Raw genomic sequence first — 18,587 nt, 5'->3', positions numbered from 1 at the left:
CAGATTATTAAATTTGTGATTAGGAAACGAGATGCGAAACAGAGTGTGTCTCCGCTTTCGAACCGGATCCGACCGAACAACGACCGCTTCGATCACGTCGAATCAGAGCGTTATTATTCCAGACCTGATTCAGACATACTATGCGTCACCATCTCCGCAAAGCTATGGAGAACTACTCGAGCGGAGGGCTGATACAGACGACAAAAAGTGCAATCAGATACCTGCCAATCGAGTGTAACAATCTCATCTTCCGGTCGAGGTACGGGCCGGGAACGAACGTGATAGACGAGGATTGGGATAACATACTCATCCTAGACGCCTGCAGGTACGATATGTTCGCTGATCGCGTATCGTTTGACGGGAGGCTCGAATCACGAATCTCGCTCGGTTCCAGCAGTGAGGAGTTTCTCGAACGGAATTTTCATTCCAAAACATGCCATGATACGGTGTACGTCAACGCGAACCCTTTCATTCCCCGTCTCGACCTCGATCAAGGGACGTTCCACGCCGTAGTAGACTGTCTGTCGGAATGGGATCACGAGCTACAGACGGTTCGACCTGATACGGTTGCGAACGCAGCTCGAGACGCGGCATCGAAGTTTCCGAGCAAGCGGCTCATCATACATTTTATGCAGCCACACACGCCATTCATTGGCGAACTCGGTCGTAACATGGCCGGCGGCGGGTGGACAATGGACCACGACGTTAAGGAGGAACCGGGGATCTGGGCCCAGCTTCGCGATGGCACCGCCGATGTGGACCTAGAGACGGTCTGGGAGGCGTACACGGAGAACCTCGACGTCGTGCTTGCCGAGGTCACAGACCTGCTCGAAACGCTCGATGGGAAGTCGGTGATCACGGCCGATCATGGCAACCTCGTCGGGGAACGGCTGTCACCGATACCGAGTCGTCGGAAGTACGGCCATCCCTACGGCGTCCACGCCGAGGAACTGGTCAAGGTCCCTTGGTTCGTCGTCGACGGCGACACCCGCAGAGAAGTGCGACCGGAGCCGCCGGTCGATCAAGAGAGCGTCTCCGAGGAAACTGTCGACGAGCGGCTCGAGGCGCTGGGGTATCGATGAGAGGATGCCTCGCCCAGAGCCGACGTCGATTGTCGCCGCTAGGACCGGCAGTGGACTCGCTTATAAGAACATGATATCGACAGAATTCGCCTCTCGAAAGCTAAAACGGAAGCTCGCGGCCGACGGGATCAAGGAATCGATCGTCGCTGCCGGCGACCTGCTGACGCGGAAACGACTCGGTCGGCCGGTCCTCGATCCGCTCGTCGAGCGCGGTTTCGTCCGGTCCGTCTCCCGGGACGCCCTCAAGTCGATCGCGAGCGAAACCATCACGGTTCCGGGAGCCACCGAAGAAGGGGACGTTCCCTTCGTCTCCCTCCTGGACGGCGGGCGTATCCTCTCGGAAACCGGACTGGCACTGACTTCGCGATTCGAGATACTTGAGGAAAGCGCTGCCGCGCCGGACCGAGCCCAGCAAGCGATGATGGCGATGCTCTCCAGACAGCTCTTCTACGGTGATGCCCAGCTCCGTGGTCTGCTGTGGGGCTCACCTCAAGGCGGTTCTCGGAGGAGTGTGGGGTCCCTACAGAGTGCTGCACCACTTATTCCTCGATATCCGAATTATTATCACTGGATCGTCGAGACGGTCCCGAAGGTCCGCTACGTCCGGGCGTTTGAGGACGCGACTGATGAGCGCGTAACGCTCCTCGTGCCGCGGGACGCGCCGCCGTTTGTCGACGAGACGCTTGAGTTGCTCGAGTGGCCCCAGTCGCGGATCGAACACGCGACAAAGTCAGCATACGATGTTTGCCAGCTCGTCCTCCCCTCGTTCCCGGAGCCACGGGCCACGGACTTCGAGTGGCTCCGCCGCGAGGTGCTTGAACATGTGCCTGAAACGACGCCGGAAAGCGGCGACAACGTTTACGTTTCGCGGGCTAACGCTGTCGAACGCCGTGTAGTAAATGAGGACGAAGTAATGAACGCATTGTCCCGGTTTGGGTTCTCGTGCTATCGGTTGGAGGAGCGGACCCTCGAGCAGAACGCTCGGTTGTTCGCTGACGCCGATATCATCGTCGGACCGCACGGGGCCGGCCTTACCGACATTCTCTTCGCTACCGACTGTACCCTCGTGGAGCTGTTCGGTGACAAGATCAAACAGCCCTACCGGAAGTTGGCAGCGACGCTCGGCGTGTCGTATGAGCCGATGTACTGTCAGGCGGAGTCGACTGACATCGTCGTCGATACTGCGGCACTAGCGGAGACGATTCAGGAGATACACGATCAGTAACGTCGTGCGACCGACTGGTAGCCACAAGCCGATGACGACGGAAGGACGAAAGTATCTTGATTGGGAGGGCGTTCTACCTATATACCTGTAGATACGTACCAGTAGTATGAATAATCACTACACACTGGAGAATTTGAAACGGGCGGTACGAAACCCGGTTCTGATCGGTCGAGAGGCACTTCGATTAGCTAGTTGGCCAGTGCATAAGGGATACGGGAGATACACTGATCGAAAATACGAGGGGGGGCTCGATGTGATGGACGAAGACTGGGACAATCTCGTCATTCTCGATGCGTGTCGGTACGACTATTTTGACCGTCTAAACACGATCGATGGGGATCTTTATAAAGCATCTTCCAAGGGGAAGAAAAGCTGGGATTTCATGCGGGAAAACTTCGCTACCGAGGAGTTTCACGATACGGTTTACGTGACGGCGAACCCGTTTTCGACCGACCTCGATGAGGATACGTTCTATCATATCGACCACCTGCACGCCAACCGATGGGATGAGGACATCGGAACGGTCCAGCCAGATGATATTGTCAGCGCAGCGATCGAGGCCCACGAGCAGTATCCCGACAAGCGACTCATCGTTCACTTCATGCAGCCCCATCGTCCCTACCTCGGGGAGACGGCGGACGAATTACGGCGTCGACTGGATCTACAAGGGTACGGTCAACATGAGGATGGTATTCAGATCTGGGGCGCAGTCAAACAGCGAGACGTGACGTTTCAAGAGATACGTGACGCATACGCTGAGAGTCTCGAGATAGTGCTAGACCACACCGAAGAACTACTCGGCGAGGTTTCCGGAAAGTCCGTCGTAACCGCGGATCACGGGGAGATGCTCGGTGAACGCGTCTTCCCGTTCACGAGCCGGGTATGGGGCCACATGGAAGGATTCAGTACGCCGACGCTCCGTGAAGTCCCATGGTTGGTCGTTGATTCGGACGAACGCCGAAAGATCCGCAGTTCGGAGCCGATCGAATCGGAAAACACTCTTGACGACGACGAGATCACGGATCGACTCGAAGCGCTGGGATACGCGGACTAAGTGAGTGGATCGACAGCCGTCGCCACACGACGAAATGACGAGAGAGACGACGCACCGAAGGATCAAGCCTAGCGCGCTCGGCGTCCGGACTCGTTCCGAACAGGTGATTGGAACCCCAGCGTTTTCGGCACGAACCGATGGAACGAAGAATCTATACTCAGATAGGTCGAATTGACGTCCCCTCTCAGTGACTTACACATGCGTCTCGGCCAAACCTCTATCATATACTTTTTATCGAAGCTCTTCGCGTCGGCACTTGGCTTTCTGGCGACCATCTACATCGCTCGAATGCTCGGTCCGGGCCCGCTCGGCGTTTATCACGTCGTCCTCGGGCTTGTCTCGTGGCTGGCCATCGTAGGGAAAGTCGGCCTTTCGGGCGCGATATCCAAGCGGATTTCCGAAGGGGAAGAACGGGGCGCGTACGCTCTCGCCGGAGCGACGATCATCCTCGGTCTGTTCATCCTGATAACTTGTGGGCTCCTGTTATTTCGATCCTATATCACGGCCTACGTCGGCTATCCCGCCACGGGATACATCGTGGTGATCCTGCTAATCGTCCTCCTCAAGAGTCTCGTCAACGCCCTCCTCGTCGGATTACATCTGGTCCACGTAAGCGGCGTTCTGTCGCCCGTACGGACCGGTACCCGAGCGCTGTTTCAGATCGCGCTGGTCGCCGCCAGCGCGGGTACGGCCGGGCTGTTCGTGGGCCACATCGTGGGGTTCGGCCTCGTAGTCGTCATCGGTGGCTACTTTATCGCGCGAAACCTGCCTGATCTTTCCCGGCCCGAACGACGGCACTTCCAGCGACTCGTTGACTTCGCGAAGTTCTCCTGGCTCGGGAGTCTCCAATCCCAGATGTTTAGCTACACCGACATTATCGTCCTCGGGGTGTTCGTCTCCTCGGGGTTGATTGGCGTCTACGCGGCAGCGTGGAACATCGCGGAGTTTCTCATTCTCTTCAGCGGCGCGCTCAGTTCGACCCTGTTTCCCGAGATGAGTTCTCTCTCGGCCGAGAAAGACTCGCAGGCAGTCGCACGAATCGTCGAGCAGTCCCTCTCGTTCGGCGGGCTCTTTCTGATCCCCGGGCTGTTCGGCGGGGCGCTGCTCGGCGAGCGCATCCTCCGGATCTACGGCCCGGAGTTTCCGAAGGGGGCAACCGTCCTGACAGTGCTAATCGTCGCGAACCTCCTCATGGGCTACCAGAACCAGTTATTGAACACGCTCAACGCAATCGACCGTCCCGACCTCGCCTTTCAGGTCAATCTTGTCTTTGTCGGTACAAACATCGCACTCAACATCGCGTTGATCTATCTGTACGGATGGATTGGCGCTGCGGTGGCGACGGCGGCCTCGGTCGCGGCCAGTCTCGTGCTAGCGTACTACCAAGTGGACGCAATTATCGACTTCGAGGTTCCAACGAGAGAAATCGCTAAACAGTGGTTCGCCGCCGTCCTCATGGGTGGCGTGGTATATACCGGATTGCGGGCGGAATCTACCTATGGACTGCTCAATCACAACGTCGCAACGGTTGGGATACTCGTCATACTCGGCGCCGGCGTCTACTTTGCTGTGCTATTGGCAATCTCGATGGAGTTCCGGACAGCCGTCGACCAGAATATGCCGTTCGACCTCCCGCTCCTCTCGAGCGCGTGATTGAATTGATAACTGAGTCTGGTATCAGTTCAGCTACTGAAACTTATCGCTCGACTCCACATCATATATAGGGTAGCGACACTCGATAGTCGTTGAACGCTGAGTCTAGTGCAGCCGAACGCAGCCACCGCCGTCACCCAAAGTATTTGTCCCGCTCGTTCGACTGGCTGTCTATGCAAGCAGTAGTTTTAGCAGCGGGGAAGGGAACCCGCCTCCGGCCGCTCACCGAAGACAAGCCGAAGGTCCTCGTCGAAGTCGACGGCAAACCGCTCATCGAGGACGTCATGGATAACCTCATCGAGATCGGTGCGACCGAGTTCGTTCTCGTCGTCGGCTACATGAAAGAGAAGATCATCGAACGCTACGGGGACGAGTACGAGGGCGTCCCGATCACCTACGCTCATCAGCGCGAACAACTCGGGCTCGCTCACGCCATCCTCCAGGCGGAGCCACACATCGACGACGACTTCATGCTCATGCTGGGCGACAACGTCTTCCGGGCGAACCTCGGCGACGTGATCAACCGCCAGCGAGAAGAGCGCGCCGACGCCGCATTTCTCGTCGAAGAAGTTCCCTACGATGAAGCCTCGAGGTACGGCGTTCTCGACACCAACGAGTACGGCGAGATCGTCGAAGTGATGGAGAAACCGGAGGATCCACCGTCGAACCTCGTTATGACCGGGTTCTATACGTTCACGCCCGAGATTTTCCACGCCTGTCACCTCGTTCAGCCGTCGGAGCGCGGCGAGTACGAACTGCCGGACGCGATCGATCTGCTCATTCAGTCGGGCCGCACCATTGACGCGATCCGGATGGACGGCTGGCGTATCGACGTCGGCTACCCCGAGGACAGGGACCGCGCCGAGGAGCGACTCACCGAGAAAGAGCCCGAGCCGGTCGAACAGTAGCGACTATCCCTCGATCGACGGGCCGGTTCTCGAACTGGCCACTGACTCGACGGAAACCCAAAAGGGACTAATCACCACCCTCCCTTGCAAATTCTATGAACGTCTCCATCGTCGGCAGCGGCTACGTCGGCACCACCGTCGCCGCCTGTCTCGCGGATATCGGCCACAACGTGATCAACATCGAAATCGACGAGGACATCGTCGAGGCGATAAACGCCGGCGAGGCTCCGATCCACGAGTCGGGTCTCGCGGAACGAATCGCCGACCACGCCGGCTCGAATCTCCGTGCGACGACGGACTACGACGCCGTTCGCGAGACGGACGTCACTTTCCTCTGTCTGCCGACGCCTCAATCCGAGGACGGCAGCCTCGACCTCGCGATCATGCAGGCCGGCGCGGAATCGCTCGGCCGCGCGCTCGCCGACAAGGACGGCGAGCACCTCGTGGTCGTCAAGAGTACGGTCCTGCCCGGCACGACCGAGGACGTCGTCGGCCCGATCCTCGAGGCGGAATCCGGAACCGCGATCGGCGACGGGCTCGAGATCGCGATGAATCCGGAATTCCTCCGGATGGGGACCGCGGTCGATGATTTCCTCGGGCCGGACAAGATCGTCCTCGGAACGTCGAGCGACGGGGCGGCCGAGACGCTCCGCGAACTGTACGCGCCGATCCTGGATCGCGAGGAAACGGATCTCGTCGAGACCGACGTTCGCGAGGCCGAACTCATCAAATACGCGAACAACGCCTTCCTCGCGTCGAAAGTCTCGCTGGTCAACGAACTGGGCAACATCGCGAAGGAGTACGACGCGGACGCGTACGAGGTACTCGAGGCGGTCGGTCTCGACGATCGGATCTCGGAGCGATTCATGCGGTCGGGCCTCGGATGGGGGGGCTCGTGTTTCCCCAAAGACGTCAACGCCCTGCGGGCCGGGGCTCGCGATCAAGAGTACGAACCGGCACTCCTCGACGCGGCGGTTACCGTCAACGACGCCCAGCCACGACGGCTCGTCGACCTGCTCGAGGACCACGTCACCCTCGAGGGGGCCCGAATCGCGGTCCTCGGACTGTCGTTCAAGCCCGGCACCGACGACGTCCGCAAGTCGCGCGCGCTCGACGTGATCGATCACCTGACGGATCGCGGTGCGGACGTCGTCGCCTTCGATCCGGTCGCGATCGAGAACGTGCGGCCCGACTATCCCGACATCGAGTACGCCGACTCCGCCGAGGCCGCGCTCGAGGGCGCGGACGGCGCAGTCGTCGCGACCGACTGGCCGGAGTTCAACGAGCTCTCGTTCGACGGCATGGCCCGTCGGGTCCTGGTCGACGGTCGACGGATCGATGTCGACGAGGACGCCCTCGAGGTCTACGAGGGACTGACCTGGTAGCGATCGACCGACTCACGGTGGACGGACCGGTGTCGCAAACTCCCACCACCGGTCAATCAGTAGCCTTTTGCAGTTCGGTGGGGGAGTAGTGCCCGATGGAAGACGATGCGGTTCGCACGGCCTCGAGCGGTCTCTCGGATGGCGGAGAGACGATCGCCGTCTCGGAGGAGACCGACGAAATCTCGCCCGACGACGTCTGCGTTCTCATCCCGACGCTCAACGAGGCGGCCACGATCGCCGACGTGATCGAGGGCTTCTACGACGAGGGATACACGAACGTCGTCGTCGTCGACGGTGATTCGACCGACGGGACCCGTGAGATCGCTCGCGACCACGGCGCGGACGTGCTGGTCCAGTCCGGTGACGGCAAGGGCCAGGCGGTCCGGGAAGCGCTCGAGTACATCACCGTCCCGTACGTCTTGATGCTCGACGGCGACGGAACCTACGATCCCGCAGACGCCGACACGATGCTCGAACCGCTCTCTCGCGGGTACGAACACGTGATCGGCAATCGATTCGCCGAGATGGACGACGATGCGATGCGAGCCCTGAACGGCTTCGGGAACCGGATGATAAATCGCGCGTTCGGGTTCGTTCACGGGGCGAATTACGAGGACATTCTGTCGGGCTACCGGGCGTTTACCGTGGAGTCGTTCAAACGGCTCTCGCTCGACTCGGACGGGTTCACGATCGAAACCGAACTCGCAGTCGAATGCGTCAAACACGGCGTCGAAACCACGGTCGTCCCGGTCAGTTACAGCGCGCGACCCGACGAGTCGGAGACGAACCTCCACCCGGTCAAAGACGGCGGAACGATCCTGCTCGCGCTGTACTCGCTGGCAAAGACGAACAATCCCCTCTTTTATTTCGGCAGTCTCGGCGTGACCGGCATCCTCTCGGGGAGTCTCATCGCAATGTACGTCCTCTGGGAGTGGGTTCAGTACCATCAGAGTCACGAAGTCATGGCTCTCGCCTCGGCGGCTTCGATCCTGCTGGGCGTCCAACTGCTCATGTTCGGCGTCCTCTCGGATATGCTCGTCACGTTACACCGCGAGCAGCGTCGCCGCCTCGAGCGGATCGCTCGAGACGACCGAAACGAGTGACATCGCTCGCGCGCGGCTCGAGAACCCGCTGATGCGAGCCTGGTCGAACGAGTCGGAAACGGGTATCGACTGGACCGAACAGCGGACAGTCGCCAGAAGTCGACTTCAGAAGGGTAACAGTGCGCGAACCTGCGCGACGACGCCGTTCGAGTTGTTCCGACGGTACTCCTCGAAAGGCTGGTGGAGTGCGTTCAACAGTTCCTGCCGAGAATCGAACTGCTCGGTCGGGACTTCGGCGAGCATCTCGCCCAGCGGGACCTCGTTTCCGTGGACGTCGTACGGGATGCGTTCGTGGCCGATCTCGGCCCTGACGTCGTCTTTCGTGGCCGGAAAGGAGAGGTCGGACTTCTTGAGATGGGCGTCGACGGCAGCGATACCGAACTCGATGCTGTCGGGTTCCTCGTCGTCTCCGCTCGATGGTGGCCGGACTCCCATACCTCTCGCTACGGAGCCGGATATAAAAATGGCTGTGGAGGCGGACGAGTATTCACGATCGTTGCACGGATCGATCGGCAACGTGTGGTGACCGCTGGGAACACGGACGTTTTGTCCGCTGAGACTACGGCCGTGTATCGAACACCGGACTCGAGCACGTTATCGAACGCGGGGGCGAGCCGTCGCCCCGTCGACACTCCTTTGAGGACCGCGACGGAGTGTGGCATATGACCGAGTACACCACCGTATCGATCCCGAAGGACCTCGCGGATCGCGTCGACGAAACCATCGAGGGGACGAGCTTCCAGAGCACGAGCGACCTCGTCCGATTTCTGCTCCGGAGCATCGTCATCCAGCACCAGAAGGAAGGGGAACTCACCGAAGCGGAGTTCGAAGAGATCACCGAACAGCTCCGCGGCCTGGGCTACCTCGAGTAGGTGACCCGTCGCCCGCCTCGATATCGGTCGGTTCAGTCCGACAGCGACTGGCCCGGCGGCGACGCGTCGACGATCTCGAGCGGCTGGCGCTCGCCGCTTCGATCGAACGCGGCGAAGGTGTCCTCTCCGACCGTCCACGGCGGGACCGCGACGAACACGACCTGTGCCAGATCGTCCCGCCGCGTCACTTCGAGTTCGCCGACGGGGTGAGAGACGAACCGTCCCTGCGTCTGCCCGGCCGGCGTGGACAGATCGACGCCGAAGACCGCGTTGACGGAGTTGCCCGGATCGGGGAGAAAGAAGTCGGTAAAGACCGGTGTTTCAGGGGGGAGGCCATCCGCACCCTCGAGTTCGCTCGCGGGAGTGACGGAGACGCCGGTCGTCACGTCGCTCGGGTCGGCATCGCTGGCCAGGTCCAGTAGGACGTCGACGAGTCCGCGGGTTACGTAGACCACAGGAGTGGTTTGGGGTGGCTAGCAGTTAGATGTATGCCCACTGTAGTCGGATCCGAATCGAGGCGGTCGTCTCGTCAGACCGGGAGCAGGCCCCGGGCCATCTCCGCGTACAGTCGCGGGGTTCGCTTGCGGGAGCCGGCGAGTGCGTCCTCGAGTGCTCGCGATGCATCTGCCATGACACCTGGTCCGTGACCGACGAGCACCCGTTCCGGAGCGACGCCGCGGAGCGGTTTTCGGGGCGGATTCAGCCGCAACATTGGATGGACGCCGAGCGTCTCGCCGCCGGCCAAGAAGTAGTCGACCGCGCCGACGGTTTCGGGGACGATGAGCGTTCCGTCGGCGGGGTTGTAGAGCGCGACTTCCTGCCAGAAGCGGTTGTCGATCACGGGAAACGCCTGAAGTCCGGTGTCGGAGAGCTCGTCGCTGAAGCGGGCGACCGCCGCGTCGAGGTCCTCGCTGACTCCCTCGAAGAACTCGGGGATGTACACCGGAACGTCGTGGCGATCCGCGATGGCGGCGGCGTCGCGCTTGTGTCGATCGAGCATGACGACGACGCCGGCGACGTCGCCGAACTCCGCGAAGAGCTCGTCGATTCCCGCTGCATCCACGGGATCGAACACCCAGACGTCGCCGTCGATCTCGAGGGCGTGACTGGCGCGTCGCATCGTCTCGTCCGGATAGGCGATCCAGCCGACGCCGCCGTCGAATCGGTCGATCTCCTCGAAATCACTTGGCCGCTCGTCGGCACGTGAACTCATACAGACGGTTACGTAATGTAACCCCATAAGCGTGGGTGAACGGCGCGTCGGTGGTTGGGCGTTGTAGCGGACCGGCGCATGGACTATCGACCGCTGTGCGATCAATTCCTCCGGCGGCGTCCTCGGCGACGCTTCTATGCACCCGCTTCGCGTACGTTCCCATATGCTAACCGGGTTAGCCTGGCTCGCGCTCGAGGCCAAGTACCTCGAGCCGGCGCGGGAGTTCTACGAGGAGCGGCTGGGACTGACCGTCCGCGAACGCGGGGCCGACGAACTCGCTTTCGAGGCCGGCGAGACTGACCTCCTGCTCCGCCGCCCCGACGGCTTTCCGCGCGGGGGATTGCATACTCATTACGCGTTTTCGATTCCCGAATCCGAGTACGAGGACTGGTGGGACCGACTCAGTCGCGAGTACGATCTCGAGGAAGCGCAGTTCGGTCCCGCGCGATCGCTGTACCTGTACGACCCCGACGGGAACTGCGTCGAACTCGGCCAGCAGGACGTCGCCGGCCCGGGAATCGATGGGATCTTCGAAGTCGTTCTCGAGGTCGAAGACCTCGACCGTGCACGGGAGTTCTACGAGGATCTGGGTTTCGAGACGGTCGACGAGGGTAATAGCCGCAAGCGGATTCGGCTCCACGGACCGATGGCCCTCGAGCTCTGGGAACCACATCTGGGCATCGCCGACGCCCGCGGCGGCGTCCACGTCGACCTGGGATTCGAGACGGCCGATCCCGGAGCGGCGCTTGAAGCGGTGCGCGATCGGGTCCGATCACTCGAGCGGGAGAGTGACGAGGAAGTCGTCGTTCGCGATCCGGACGGTCACTTTCTGACGTTCACCGAGGGATGAATTCGCCGGTATGAGTGCCACGTCGGACAGGGACGAGAGTGGAGAAGGAAGCCCGAATTCGTGGACCGAACCGCACGGCGGTACGTGAATTACACCAGACGGGTCGCCTCGGGAGACGGACGGTCGAAATCAGTAACCCAGATACTCGTTCAGCGTTTCGACCTCTCCGCCGGAGAGCACTATTTCGGTAGCCACTCCGTCGAGCCGTTCGAGATCGTCGACGATCCGGCCGGGATCGTCTTCCGGTTCGACGACCGTCTTTCCGTTCTCCTCGCGGATTTCGACTTCGGTTCCCGGCGCGATCCCGAGGCGATTCCGTACCTCTTTCGGGAGAACGACTCGCCCTTTCGAATCGACCGTGACCATGATCCCACGTTTAGTGGGAAAAACACAACCGCTTCGACGGCACCGAGCGGGTACCGCGTCACCGCCGAACCGCGTTACTCGCTTTCCGTCCGTCGTCACAGCCGGTCCGTATTCACGTCTACGCCCGGCGGCGTCACGAGCAGAAAGCCCCGGAAGTGGACGAGGTTTCCGTCCGCTTCCCTGACATCCCGTGCGAATCCGGCAGCCAGCTCGTTGACATCGCCCTCAACACAAAGTACCAGCACGTTCCCCTTCGAGATCGCTTCGAGCCACTCGTCGGCCGGTGTTTCTCCGTCCAATACGCCGAGGATGATGCTCCCTTCGAGCTCGAGTTCGTCGTCGATGTGTTCCTCGACGGCCCGAAGGTCGAGGTCGAAGTCGCTCATACCGGGTGGGTCGAACCGGGACGAGAAAAACGTTCGGCATCAACCTTTTGCGCTGTCGTTCGAGAGAGCTCCGCTCTCTCGTGATGACGAGACGCCAAAGGCGTCTCGAACCACGTGCGGTCGCTTCGCGACCGCACTCGGCAAAAGGTTGATCAAAAGCACTCTTCCCTCCGTTTCAGGCGCTCTCCGAGCGCCTTCCACATCGGTCGTCGGCCCGCTCGCTCACTCCGTTCGCTCGCGGATGCTATTCCTTGACCCGCCTGCTAACAGACTCGCGGCTCGAAGCGCCGCGCATTCGTTCGCTCGCGGAAACTGCGAATTCAGACTACTCAGTCCATCGGGAACTCCTTCTGGAACCCGCGGAACTCGGTCCGGTGAGCCTCCTCGTCCGCGAGGATCGTCACCGCCACGTCCTCCGTGACGGGATCGTTCGCCTCGGTCGCGGCCTCGATCAGCGACCGGTAGGTCTCGATGGCGTCCTCTTCGGCCTCGAGGACCCCCTCGATGACCGACTGGACGTCGGTCGTGTCTTCGGGCGGCTGGAGGCTGTGCTGGTTGGCCTCGAAGGACTCCGAGCCCGGCGGCGATTCGTCGAGTTGCTTCAGGCGCTCGCCGAGCATCCGCGCGTGGTCGAGTTCCTCCTGGATGTCCTCCTCGAGGCTCGTTTTGACCTCCTCGGCGTGGATTCCGTCGAGGACGATCGCGTTGGTCTGGTAGTTCATCACGGTCTCGAGTTCGTCGATGTACGCGCCGGTCAGCAGGTCTGTGATCTCGTCGGTCGTCATGCGCACCGTCGTACCACGACCGCGTATAAAATGCTGACACACGTACTCGCATCGTCCGATCGGCTTCCACCCGGTCGACCGACTGAGCGCTCGTCGTGACTATCGTGAGTCGCGGCAGTGTCGATATCGTCGACTCCGTTCCGCCCTCGCGTCGGTCCGTGCGATCCAACCGCGAGCAATGGACGCGTATCCAATAAATTCGCGATACCAAGCGAATATCGAATTTCGATCGCTCGAGAGCCGTCCGCAGTGACCGAACGTCGATCGACGACCGCGCGCCAGCGCTCGAGCGAGCCGATGGGGACCGAATCGCCGGTTCTTCGCGTCGGATCGTCGATCATCGAACCGATCGCTCGACGAATCCTAGACAATATTAGGATATACTGTCGAATAATATGCCGTTGCTGTCTTGCGGTTTTCTATCGATACGACCAATCGTGACAGTAGCAAACGATGAACAGTACCGCCCACAGCGATAGGTTTATATATAACGTCGCACCTCGGGTTCAGATACAATGTCTTCACAAGACAGCCCATCCTCTGACAACAGTCAGGGGGGTCGAGTTCTTCCAGGGCACGTTAGATTCCACTGACGAAATAGAGTCAGCACGTGTCTTCGATACGACCCTCCGGGACGGCGAACAGTCGCCCGGCACATCGTTTTCCTACGACGACAAACGGCAGATCGCGTCCGTTCTGGACGAGATGGGAACCCACGTCATCGAGGCCGGGTTCCCCGTCAACTCCGACGCGGAGTTCGAGGCCGTTCGTGATATCGCTTCGTCCACCAGTTCGACGACCTGCGGGTTAGCCCGCGTCGTCGACGGTGACATCGAGGCGGCCCTCGATTCCGGCGTCGAGATGGTTCACACGTTCGTCAGCACCAGCGACGTCCAGATCGAGGATTCGATGCACGCCACCCGGGAGGAAGTCGTACAGCGCGCAGTCGAGTCGGTCGAGCGCATCAAAGACGCCGGCGTGACCTGTATGTTCTCGCCGATGGATGCGACGCGAACCGACGAGGCGTTCCTGATCGACGTGATCGAAGCGGTCACCGAGGCGGGAACCGACTGGATCAACATTCCCGACACCTGCGGCGTCGCGACGCCGACCCGATTCCGGGCCATGATCGAGAAGGTCTGTGCCCACACCGACGCGCGGGTCGACGTCCACACCCACGACGACTTCGGGCTGGCCACCGCCAACGCGCTGGCCGGCGTCGAAGCGGGCGCAGCGCAGGCGCAGGTGTCGGTCAACTCGATCGGCGAGCGCGCCGGCAACGCCGCCTACGAGGAGTACGTGATGGCCATCGAGTCGCTCTACCAGTGCGATACCGGTATCGACACGACGCGCATCACCGAGCTCTCGAACCTCGTCGAGGAGAAAAGCGGCATGGACACGCCGGGCAACAAGCCCGTCGTCGGTGCCAACGCCTTCTCACACGAGAGCGGCATCCACGCCGCCGGCGTCATCGAGAACTCCGACACCTTCGAACCCGGCGTCATGACTCCCGAGATGGTCGGTGCCGAACGCCGACTGGTCATGGGGAAACACACCGGAACGCACTCGGTCCGCGAGCGACTCGTCGAGCGCGGCTTCGAGCCAACGGACGACCAGGTCCGGGCAGTCACCCGCCGCGTCAAAGACTACGGGGCCGAGAAGCGCCGGGTCACGGTCGACGACCTCGAGCGTTTCGCCGAGGAAGCTGATATCGAGCGTCAGCACGAGGAGGAGGAGGTGCGGATCTGAGGGATGTCCTCCCCGTTTGCTCCCGTCCGCGAGCACCGCCTATCGCACTCGGGCGCTCGGGACCGCGCGACTCGTAAGGATTATGATCCTCGAGGGAGCTACACTACCAATAATGACGGTCCGCGCTCCACTGTCGGCTCGCGTTCGCACGGTCGGCAACAGCGCGCTCGCTCCGATTCGTATTGTAGGGGCGTTCTAGCCCCACTCTCAGTACTTCGTAGCCGTCGGACCCGAATTGCATCGTTCTTCGAGCGATCACCGATCCACCAGATGACACACTACCGTACACCACTCGATCGCCAGCAAACGGCGGGAGATAGCCAATGAGCGAACGCGCAGCGAAGGTTCCGCCAGCGGAAGAGGAACAGGACGACGACCAAATTACCGACAGCGCCGCGCCCGACGCGGCCACCGAGGACGCCGCGGAGACCGAGTCCGAGGGACCGGAACCCGTCACTTCGGGTGCCGAGTCGGTCGTCCGAGCACTCGAGAACGCGGGCGTCGAGTACGCTTTCGGCGTGCAGGGCGGAGCGATCATGCCCGTCTACGACGCGCTGTACGACTCGGACATCCGCCACGTGACGATGGCCCACGAACAGGGCGCGGCCCACGCGGCCGACGCCTACGGCATCGTTTCCGGCGAGCCGGGCGTCTGCCTCGCGACGTCGGGGCCGGGCGCGACCAACCTGGTCACCGGCATCGCGGACGCAGACATGGACTCGGATCCGATGGTCGCGCTGACCGGCCAGGTCCCGACGGAGTTCGTCGGGAACGACGCCTTCCAGGAGACCGACACCACCGGCGTCACGACGCCGATCACGAAGGACAACACGTTCGCGAGCGACTCGGACACCGTCGGCAGCGACGTCAGCGAGGCGTTCGCGCTCGCCGGCGAGGGCCGACCGGGGCCGACCCTGGTCGATCTGCCGAAAGACATCACCAAGGGCGAGACGGACCGAGAGCCTGACGCTCCGAAGGTGCCCGACACCTACGAGGTGCAGGAACGGGCCGACCCGGAGATCGTCGATGCCGCGGCCGAGCGAATCGAAAACGCCGCCCGGCCGGTGTTGATGCTCGGCGGCGGCGTTATCAAGGGCGAGGCCAGCGAGGCCTGCCGCGAGTTCGCCATCGAACACGAGATCCCGGTCATCACGACGATGCCCGGGCTCGGCTCGTTCCCCGAGGATCACGAGCTGTCCCTCGAGATGGCGGGGATGCACGGCACCGGGTACGCCAACATGGCAATCACCCACTGTGACACCCTGATCGGGATCGGAACGCGATTCGACGACCGCCTCACCGGCGGCATCGAGACCTTCGCGCCCGACGCGGAGGTCATCCACGTCGACATCGACCCCGCGGAGATCTCGAAGAACATCCACGCTGACTACCCGCTGGTCGGGGACGCCGAAACCGTCGTCGAGCAGCTGAGCGAGGCCGTCGACACCTCGCCCGAAGCGAAGAAGTGGCGCGCGCAGTGCCAGCAGTGGAAATCCGACTACTCGATGGCCTACGACGCGCCCGAGGACGAGCCGGTTCAACCCGAATTCGTCGTCGAGGCGCTCGACGAAGCCACGAGCGACCGCGCGATCGTCACGACCGGCGTCGGCCAACACCAGATGTGGGCCTGCCAGTACTGGACCTACACCGAGCCTCGCACCTGGGTCTCGAGTCACGGCCTCGGCGCGATGGGCTACGGACTGCCCTCGGCGATCGGCGCGCGGCTCGCGGCCGACGACGATCAGGAAGTCATCTGCGTCGACGGCGACGGCTCGTTCCTGATGACGCTCCAGGGCCTGTCGGTCGCCGTTCGCGAGAATCTCGACATCACCGTCGCCGTGCTCAACAACGAGTACATCGGCATGGTCCGACAGTGGCAGGACGCCTTCTTCGACGGCCGTCACTCCGCGTCGGACTACGACTGGATGCCCGAGTTCGACAAGCTCGCCGAGGCCTTCGGCGCGCGCGGGTTCCGGATCGACGACTACGACGAGGTCGCCGACACGATCGAGGAAGCCGTCGCGTACGACGGCCCCTCTGTGATCGACGTCCACATCGATCCCGACGCGAACGTCTACCCGATGGTGCCGAGCGGCGGCGACAACGGCCAGTTCGCGCTGGCGGAGGATCAATTATGACCGTTGGACAAACCGCGTCCGACTGCAACCGAAACACCGAGACGGCTTCGCCGTCTCGAGCTTCGCTTCACTACGTTCAGCGAACCACGAGGTGTTTCGCATGAAGCGCGGACTCGATGGCCCCGAACCCGAGGAGCGACCGACCCCCGCGGGACGGCGCAACAAGCAGGGCATTCGCATCGACCCCGAGGTCGAAGCGACCCACGAGCCCCGACGCACCGTCATCTCGGCGCTGGTCGAACACGAACCCGGCGTGCTCTCGGACGTCTCGGGACTGTTCTCGCGGCGACAGTTCAACATCGAGAGCCTGACCGTCGGCCCCACGGAAGACGAGGATCGCGCGCGAATCACGATCGTCGTCGAGGAACCCGATCCGGGGATCGATCAGGTCGAGAAACAACTCCGAAAGCTCGTGGCGGTCATCTCCGTGCGCGAGCTCGAGCCCGACGCGATGCGCCGGGAACTCGCGCTGATCAAGGTCAACGCCGAGCGCCCCGATCAGGTCGCCGCCGTCGCGGACATGTACGACGGCAAGACCGTCGACTCGAGTCCGGAGACGGCGACGATCGAAGTGACCGGCGCGCGCCAGAAGATCGAGGCCGCGATCGACACCTTCAGCCAGTTCGGCGTTCGGGAGATCTCCCGGACGGGGACGACGGCGCTGGCCCGCGGGACCGACCAGACCGCGGCCAGTTCGACGGCACAGTCCGCCGACGAGGCGAACCACGAGCGACACCACTCACAGGTTGCTGACGATGACTGACGAATTCACCACCGACATTTATTACGACGACGATGCGGACGTATCGACGCTCGACGACGACACCGTGGCCGTCCTCGGCTACGGGAGCCAGGGCCACGCCCACGCGCTGAACCTCCACGAGAGCGGGGTCGACGTGGTCGTCGGCCTTCGCGAGGGATCGTCCTCGCGATCGGCCGCCGAAGCGGACGGGCTGACGGTCACGACGCCGGCCGACGCGGTTTCCCAGGCGTCCTACGTCTCCGTGCTCGTGCCCGACACCGTGCAGGCGGACGTCTACGAGAACGCCATCGAGCCCAACCTCGAGGCCGGCGACACGCTGCAGTTCGCCCACGGGCTGAACATCCACTACGCCCAGATCGAGCCCCCGGAGGACGTCGACGTGACGATGGTCGCGCCCAAGAGTCCGGGCCACCTCGTCCGCCGGAACTACGAGAACGACGAGGGGACGCCGGGTCTGCTGGCCGTCTACCAGGACACGACGGGCGACGCGGACGAACGCGCCCTCGCGTACGCGAAGGGAATCGGCTGTACCCGTGCGGGCGTCATCGAGACGACCTTCCAGGAGGAGGTCGAGTCCGACCTCTTCGGCGAGCAGGCCGTCCTCTGTGGCGGCGTCACCTCGCTGGTCAAGCACGGCTACGAGACGCTCGTCGACGCCGGCTACTCGCCGGAGATCGCCTACTTCGAGTGTCTCAACGAGCTCAAGCTGATCGTCGATCTGATGTACGAAGGCGGCCACGCCGAGATGTGGGACTCCGTCTCCGACACCGCCGAATACGGCGGGCTGAGCCGGGGCGACCGCATCGTCGACGAGAACGTCCGGGAGAACATGGAGGAGACGCTCGAGGAGATTCAGAACGGCGAGTTCACGCGCGAGTGGATCCTCGAGAACCAGGCGGGTCGCCCGAGCTACAACCAGCTTCGGCAGGCCGAGAAGAACCACGAGATCGAGGAGGTCGGCGAACGACTGCGCGACCTGTTCGCGTGGGCCGAGGAGGACGAGACGGAAGACGAAAGCGAATCCGTCGAAGTGCAAGCGGACGACTGAGGACGAA

Annotated in this window: 19 protein-coding genes; 13 read left to right on the top strand and 6 right to left on the bottom strand. The window is 62.2% G+C overall.

The genetic code is table 11. The features are described 5' to 3' along the window. The first annotated feature begins 164 nt into the window (after nucleotides 1-164). The 7 genes from LDB05_RS09090 to aglJ all read left to right on the top strand — a co-directional run bounded on the left by LDB05_RS09090 (nucleotide 165) and on the right by aglJ (nucleotide 8,410). On the top strand, nucleotides 165-1,082 hold the full coding sequence (locus LDB05_RS09090; RefSeq protein WP_226007601.1) for a hypothetical protein: 918 nt from the start codon (nucleotides 165-167) through the stop codon (nucleotides 1,080-1,082). A gap of 70 nt (nucleotides 1,083-1,152) precedes the next feature. Beyond that, nucleotides 1,153-2,307: a glycosyltransferase family 61 protein gene (locus LDB05_RS09085; RefSeq protein WP_226007600.1), complete on the top strand. Its 1,155-nt coding sequence runs from the start codon at nucleotides 1,153-1,155 to the stop codon at nucleotides 2,305-2,307. A 256-nt stretch (nucleotides 2,308-2,563) separates the two neighbouring features. Then, the gene (locus LDB05_RS09080; protein ID WP_226007599.1) at nucleotides 2,564-3,361 is read left to right on the top strand and encodes an alkaline phosphatase family protein; all 798 of its coding nucleotides are present in this window, start codon (nucleotides 2,564-2,566) and stop codon (nucleotides 3,359-3,361) included. A 198-nt stretch (nucleotides 3,362-3,559) separates the two neighbouring features. Continuing rightward, nucleotides 3,560-5,014, top strand: a complete 1,455-nt coding sequence (locus tag LDB05_RS09075; protein WP_226007598.1) for an oligosaccharide flippase family protein — start codon at nucleotides 3,560-3,562, stop codon at nucleotides 5,012-5,014. A gap of 173 nt (nucleotides 5,015-5,187) precedes the next feature. Then, nucleotides 5,188-5,922 (top strand): UTP--glucose-1-phosphate uridylyltransferase AglF, encoded by a 735-nt coding sequence (gene aglF, locus LDB05_RS09070; protein ID WP_226007597.1) that lies wholly within the window; start codon nucleotides 5,188-5,190, stop codon nucleotides 5,920-5,922. A gap of 95 nt (nucleotides 5,923-6,017) precedes the next feature. Next, entirely contained in the window at nucleotides 6,018-7,307 is a 1,290-nt protein-coding gene (gene aglM / locus LDB05_RS09065) for a UDP-glucose 6-dehydrogenase AglM (protein WP_226007596.1), read from the top strand. A gap of 95 nt (nucleotides 7,308-7,402) precedes the next feature. Continuing rightward, nucleotides 7,403-8,410, top strand: coding sequence for an S-layer glycoprotein N-glycosyltransferase AglJ (aglJ, locus tag LDB05_RS09060; RefSeq protein ID WP_226007595.1), 1,008 nt, complete (start codon nucleotides 7,403-7,405; stop codon nucleotides 8,408-8,410). 105 nt (nucleotides 8,411-8,515) lie between these two features. Here the strand turns inward: aglJ and LDB05_RS09055 are convergent, their stop codons facing one another. Next, the gene (locus LDB05_RS09055; protein WP_226007594.1) at nucleotides 8,516-8,845 is read right to left on the bottom strand and encodes a DUF5789 family protein; all 330 of its coding nucleotides are present in this window, start codon (nucleotides 8,843-8,845) and stop codon (nucleotides 8,516-8,518) included. 227 nt (nucleotides 8,846-9,072) lie between these two features. On the opposite strand from LDB05_RS09055, the gene LDB05_RS09050 reads away from it, so the two are divergent. Then, entirely contained in the window at nucleotides 9,073-9,282 is a 210-nt protein-coding gene (locus LDB05_RS09050; RefSeq protein WP_207289379.1) for a ribbon-helix-helix domain-containing protein, read from the top strand. Nucleotides 9,283-9,314: 32 nt separating this feature from the next. Here the strand turns inward: LDB05_RS09050 and LDB05_RS09045 are convergent, their stop codons facing one another. Then, nucleotides 9,315-9,737 (bottom strand): JAB/MPN domain protein-containing protein, encoded by a 423-nt coding sequence (locus LDB05_RS09045; RefSeq protein ID WP_226007593.1) that lies wholly within the window; start codon nucleotides 9,735-9,737, stop codon nucleotides 9,315-9,317. A gap of 74 nt (nucleotides 9,738-9,811) precedes the next feature. Further along, nucleotides 9,812-10,495 carry a hypothetical protein gene (locus LDB05_RS09040; RefSeq protein WP_226007592.1) on the bottom strand — a complete coding sequence of 228 codons (684 nt, stop codon included), beginning with the start codon at nucleotides 10,493-10,495 and terminating at the stop codon, nucleotides 9,812-9,814. A 163-nt stretch (nucleotides 10,496-10,658) separates the two neighbouring features. On the opposite strand from LDB05_RS09040, the gene LDB05_RS09035 reads away from it, so the two are divergent. Further along, complete coding sequence (locus LDB05_RS09035) at nucleotides 10,659-11,345, top strand: VOC family protein (protein ID WP_226007591.1); 687 nt, start codon at nucleotides 10,659-10,661, stop codon at nucleotides 11,343-11,345. A gap of 129 nt (nucleotides 11,346-11,474) precedes the next feature. Here the strand turns inward: LDB05_RS09035 and LDB05_RS09030 are convergent, their stop codons facing one another. From LDB05_RS09030 to LDB05_RS09020, 3 genes are all read right to left on the bottom strand, one after another. Next, nucleotides 11,475-11,711: an AbrB/MazE/SpoVT family DNA-binding domain-containing protein gene (locus LDB05_RS09030; protein ID WP_226007590.1), complete on the bottom strand. Its 237-nt coding sequence runs from the start codon at nucleotides 11,709-11,711 to the stop codon at nucleotides 11,475-11,477. Nucleotides 11,712-11,806: 95 nt separating this feature from the next. Then, complete coding sequence (locus LDB05_RS09025; RefSeq protein ID WP_226007589.1) at nucleotides 11,807-12,097, bottom strand: DUF5779 family protein; 291 nt, start codon at nucleotides 12,095-12,097, stop codon at nucleotides 11,807-11,809. 329 nt (nucleotides 12,098-12,426) lie between these two features. Beyond that, complete coding sequence (locus LDB05_RS09020; RefSeq protein ID WP_226007588.1) at nucleotides 12,427-12,882, bottom strand: ferritin-like domain-containing protein; 456 nt, start codon at nucleotides 12,880-12,882, stop codon at nucleotides 12,427-12,429. A 453-nt stretch (nucleotides 12,883-13,335) separates the two neighbouring features. On the opposite strand from LDB05_RS09020, the gene LDB05_RS09015 reads away from it, so the two are divergent. The 4 genes from LDB05_RS09015 to ilvC all read left to right on the top strand — a co-directional run bounded on the left by LDB05_RS09015 (nucleotide 13,336) and on the right by ilvC (nucleotide 18,580). Beyond that, nucleotides 13,336-14,631, top strand: a complete 1,296-nt coding sequence (locus LDB05_RS09015; RefSeq protein WP_226007587.1) for a LeuA family protein — start codon at nucleotides 13,336-13,338, stop codon at nucleotides 14,629-14,631. A gap of 323 nt (nucleotides 14,632-14,954) precedes the next feature. Next, nucleotides 14,955-16,769, top strand: a complete 1,815-nt coding sequence (ilvB, locus tag LDB05_RS09010) for a biosynthetic-type acetolactate synthase large subunit (RefSeq protein WP_226007586.1) — start codon at nucleotides 14,955-14,957, stop codon at nucleotides 16,767-16,769. A gap of 100 nt (nucleotides 16,770-16,869) precedes the next feature. Next, the gene (ilvN, locus tag LDB05_RS09005; RefSeq protein ID WP_226007585.1) at nucleotides 16,870-17,532 is read left to right on the top strand and encodes an acetolactate synthase small subunit; all 663 of its coding nucleotides are present in this window, start codon (nucleotides 16,870-16,872) and stop codon (nucleotides 17,530-17,532) included. After that, nucleotides 17,525-18,580 carry a ketol-acid reductoisomerase gene (gene ilvC / locus LDB05_RS09000; RefSeq protein ID WP_226007584.1) on the top strand — a complete coding sequence of 352 codons (1,056 nt, stop codon included), beginning with the start codon at nucleotides 17,525-17,527 and terminating at the stop codon, nucleotides 18,578-18,580. Before ilvN ends, ilvC begins: the two co-directional genes overlap by 8 nt. The last annotated feature ends 7 nt before the right edge of the window (nucleotides 18,581-18,587 follow it).

This window comes from Natrinema salinisoli, assembly GCF_020405205.1.
GTDB classification, from domain to species: Archaea; Halobacteriota; Halobacteria; order Halobacteriales; family Natrialbaceae; genus Natrinema; species Natrinema salinisoli.
This window is presented reverse-complemented; position numbering and strand designations above follow the sequence as displayed.

Coding starts and splice junctions, on each gene's coding strand:
- LDB05_RS09090 (WP_226007601.1), top strand. CDS start 165: ATGGAGAACTACTCGAGCGGAGGGCTGATACAGACGACAAAAAGTGCA.
- LDB05_RS09085 (WP_226007600.1), top strand. CDS start 1,153: ATGATATCGACAGAATTCGCCTCTCGAAAGCTAAAACGGAAGCTCGCG.
- LDB05_RS09080 (WP_226007599.1), top strand. CDS start 2,564: ATGGACGAAGACTGGGACAATCTCGTCATTCTCGATGCGTGTCGGTAC.
- LDB05_RS09075 (WP_226007598.1), top strand. CDS start 3,560: ATGCGTCTCGGCCAAACCTCTATCATATACTTTTTATCGAAGCTCTTC.
- aglF (WP_226007597.1), top strand. CDS start 5,188: ATGCAAGCAGTAGTTTTAGCAGCGGGGAAGGGAACCCGCCTCCGGCCG.
- aglM (WP_226007596.1), top strand. CDS start 6,018: ATGAACGTCTCCATCGTCGGCAGCGGCTACGTCGGCACCACCGTCGCC.
- aglJ (WP_226007595.1), top strand. CDS start 7,403: ATGGAAGACGATGCGGTTCGCACGGCCTCGAGCGGTCTCTCGGATGGC.
- LDB05_RS09055 (WP_226007594.1), bottom strand. CDS start 8,845: ATGGGAGTCCGGCCACCATCGAGCGGAGACGACGAGGAACCCGACAGC.
- LDB05_RS09050 (WP_207289379.1), top strand. CDS start 9,073: ATGACCGAGTACACCACCGTATCGATCCCGAAGGACCTCGCGGATCGC.
- LDB05_RS09040 (WP_226007592.1), bottom strand. CDS start 10,495: ATGAGTTCACGTGCCGACGAGCGGCCAAGTGATTTCGAGGAGATCGAC.
- LDB05_RS09035 (WP_226007591.1), top strand. CDS start 10,659: ATGCTAACCGGGTTAGCCTGGCTCGCGCTCGAGGCCAAGTACCTCGAG.
- LDB05_RS09030 (WP_226007590.1), bottom strand. CDS start 11,711: ATGGTCACGGTCGATTCGAAAGGGCGAGTCGTTCTCCCGAAAGAGGTA.
- LDB05_RS09025 (WP_226007589.1), bottom strand. CDS start 12,097: ATGAGCGACTTCGACCTCGACCTTCGGGCCGTCGAGGAACACATCGAC.
- LDB05_RS09020 (WP_226007588.1), bottom strand. CDS start 12,882: ATGACGACCGACGAGATCACAGACCTGCTGACCGGCGCGTACATCGAC.
- LDB05_RS09015 (WP_226007587.1), top strand. CDS start 13,336: ATGAACAGTACCGCCCACAGCGATAGGTTTATATATAACGTCGCACCT.
- ilvB (WP_226007586.1), top strand. CDS start 14,955: ATGAGCGAACGCGCAGCGAAGGTTCCGCCAGCGGAAGAGGAACAGGAC.
- ilvN (WP_226007585.1), top strand. CDS start 16,870: ATGAAGCGCGGACTCGATGGCCCCGAACCCGAGGAGCGACCGACCCCC.
- ilvC (WP_226007584.1), top strand. CDS start 17,525: ATGACTGACGAATTCACCACCGACATTTATTACGACGACGATGCGGAC.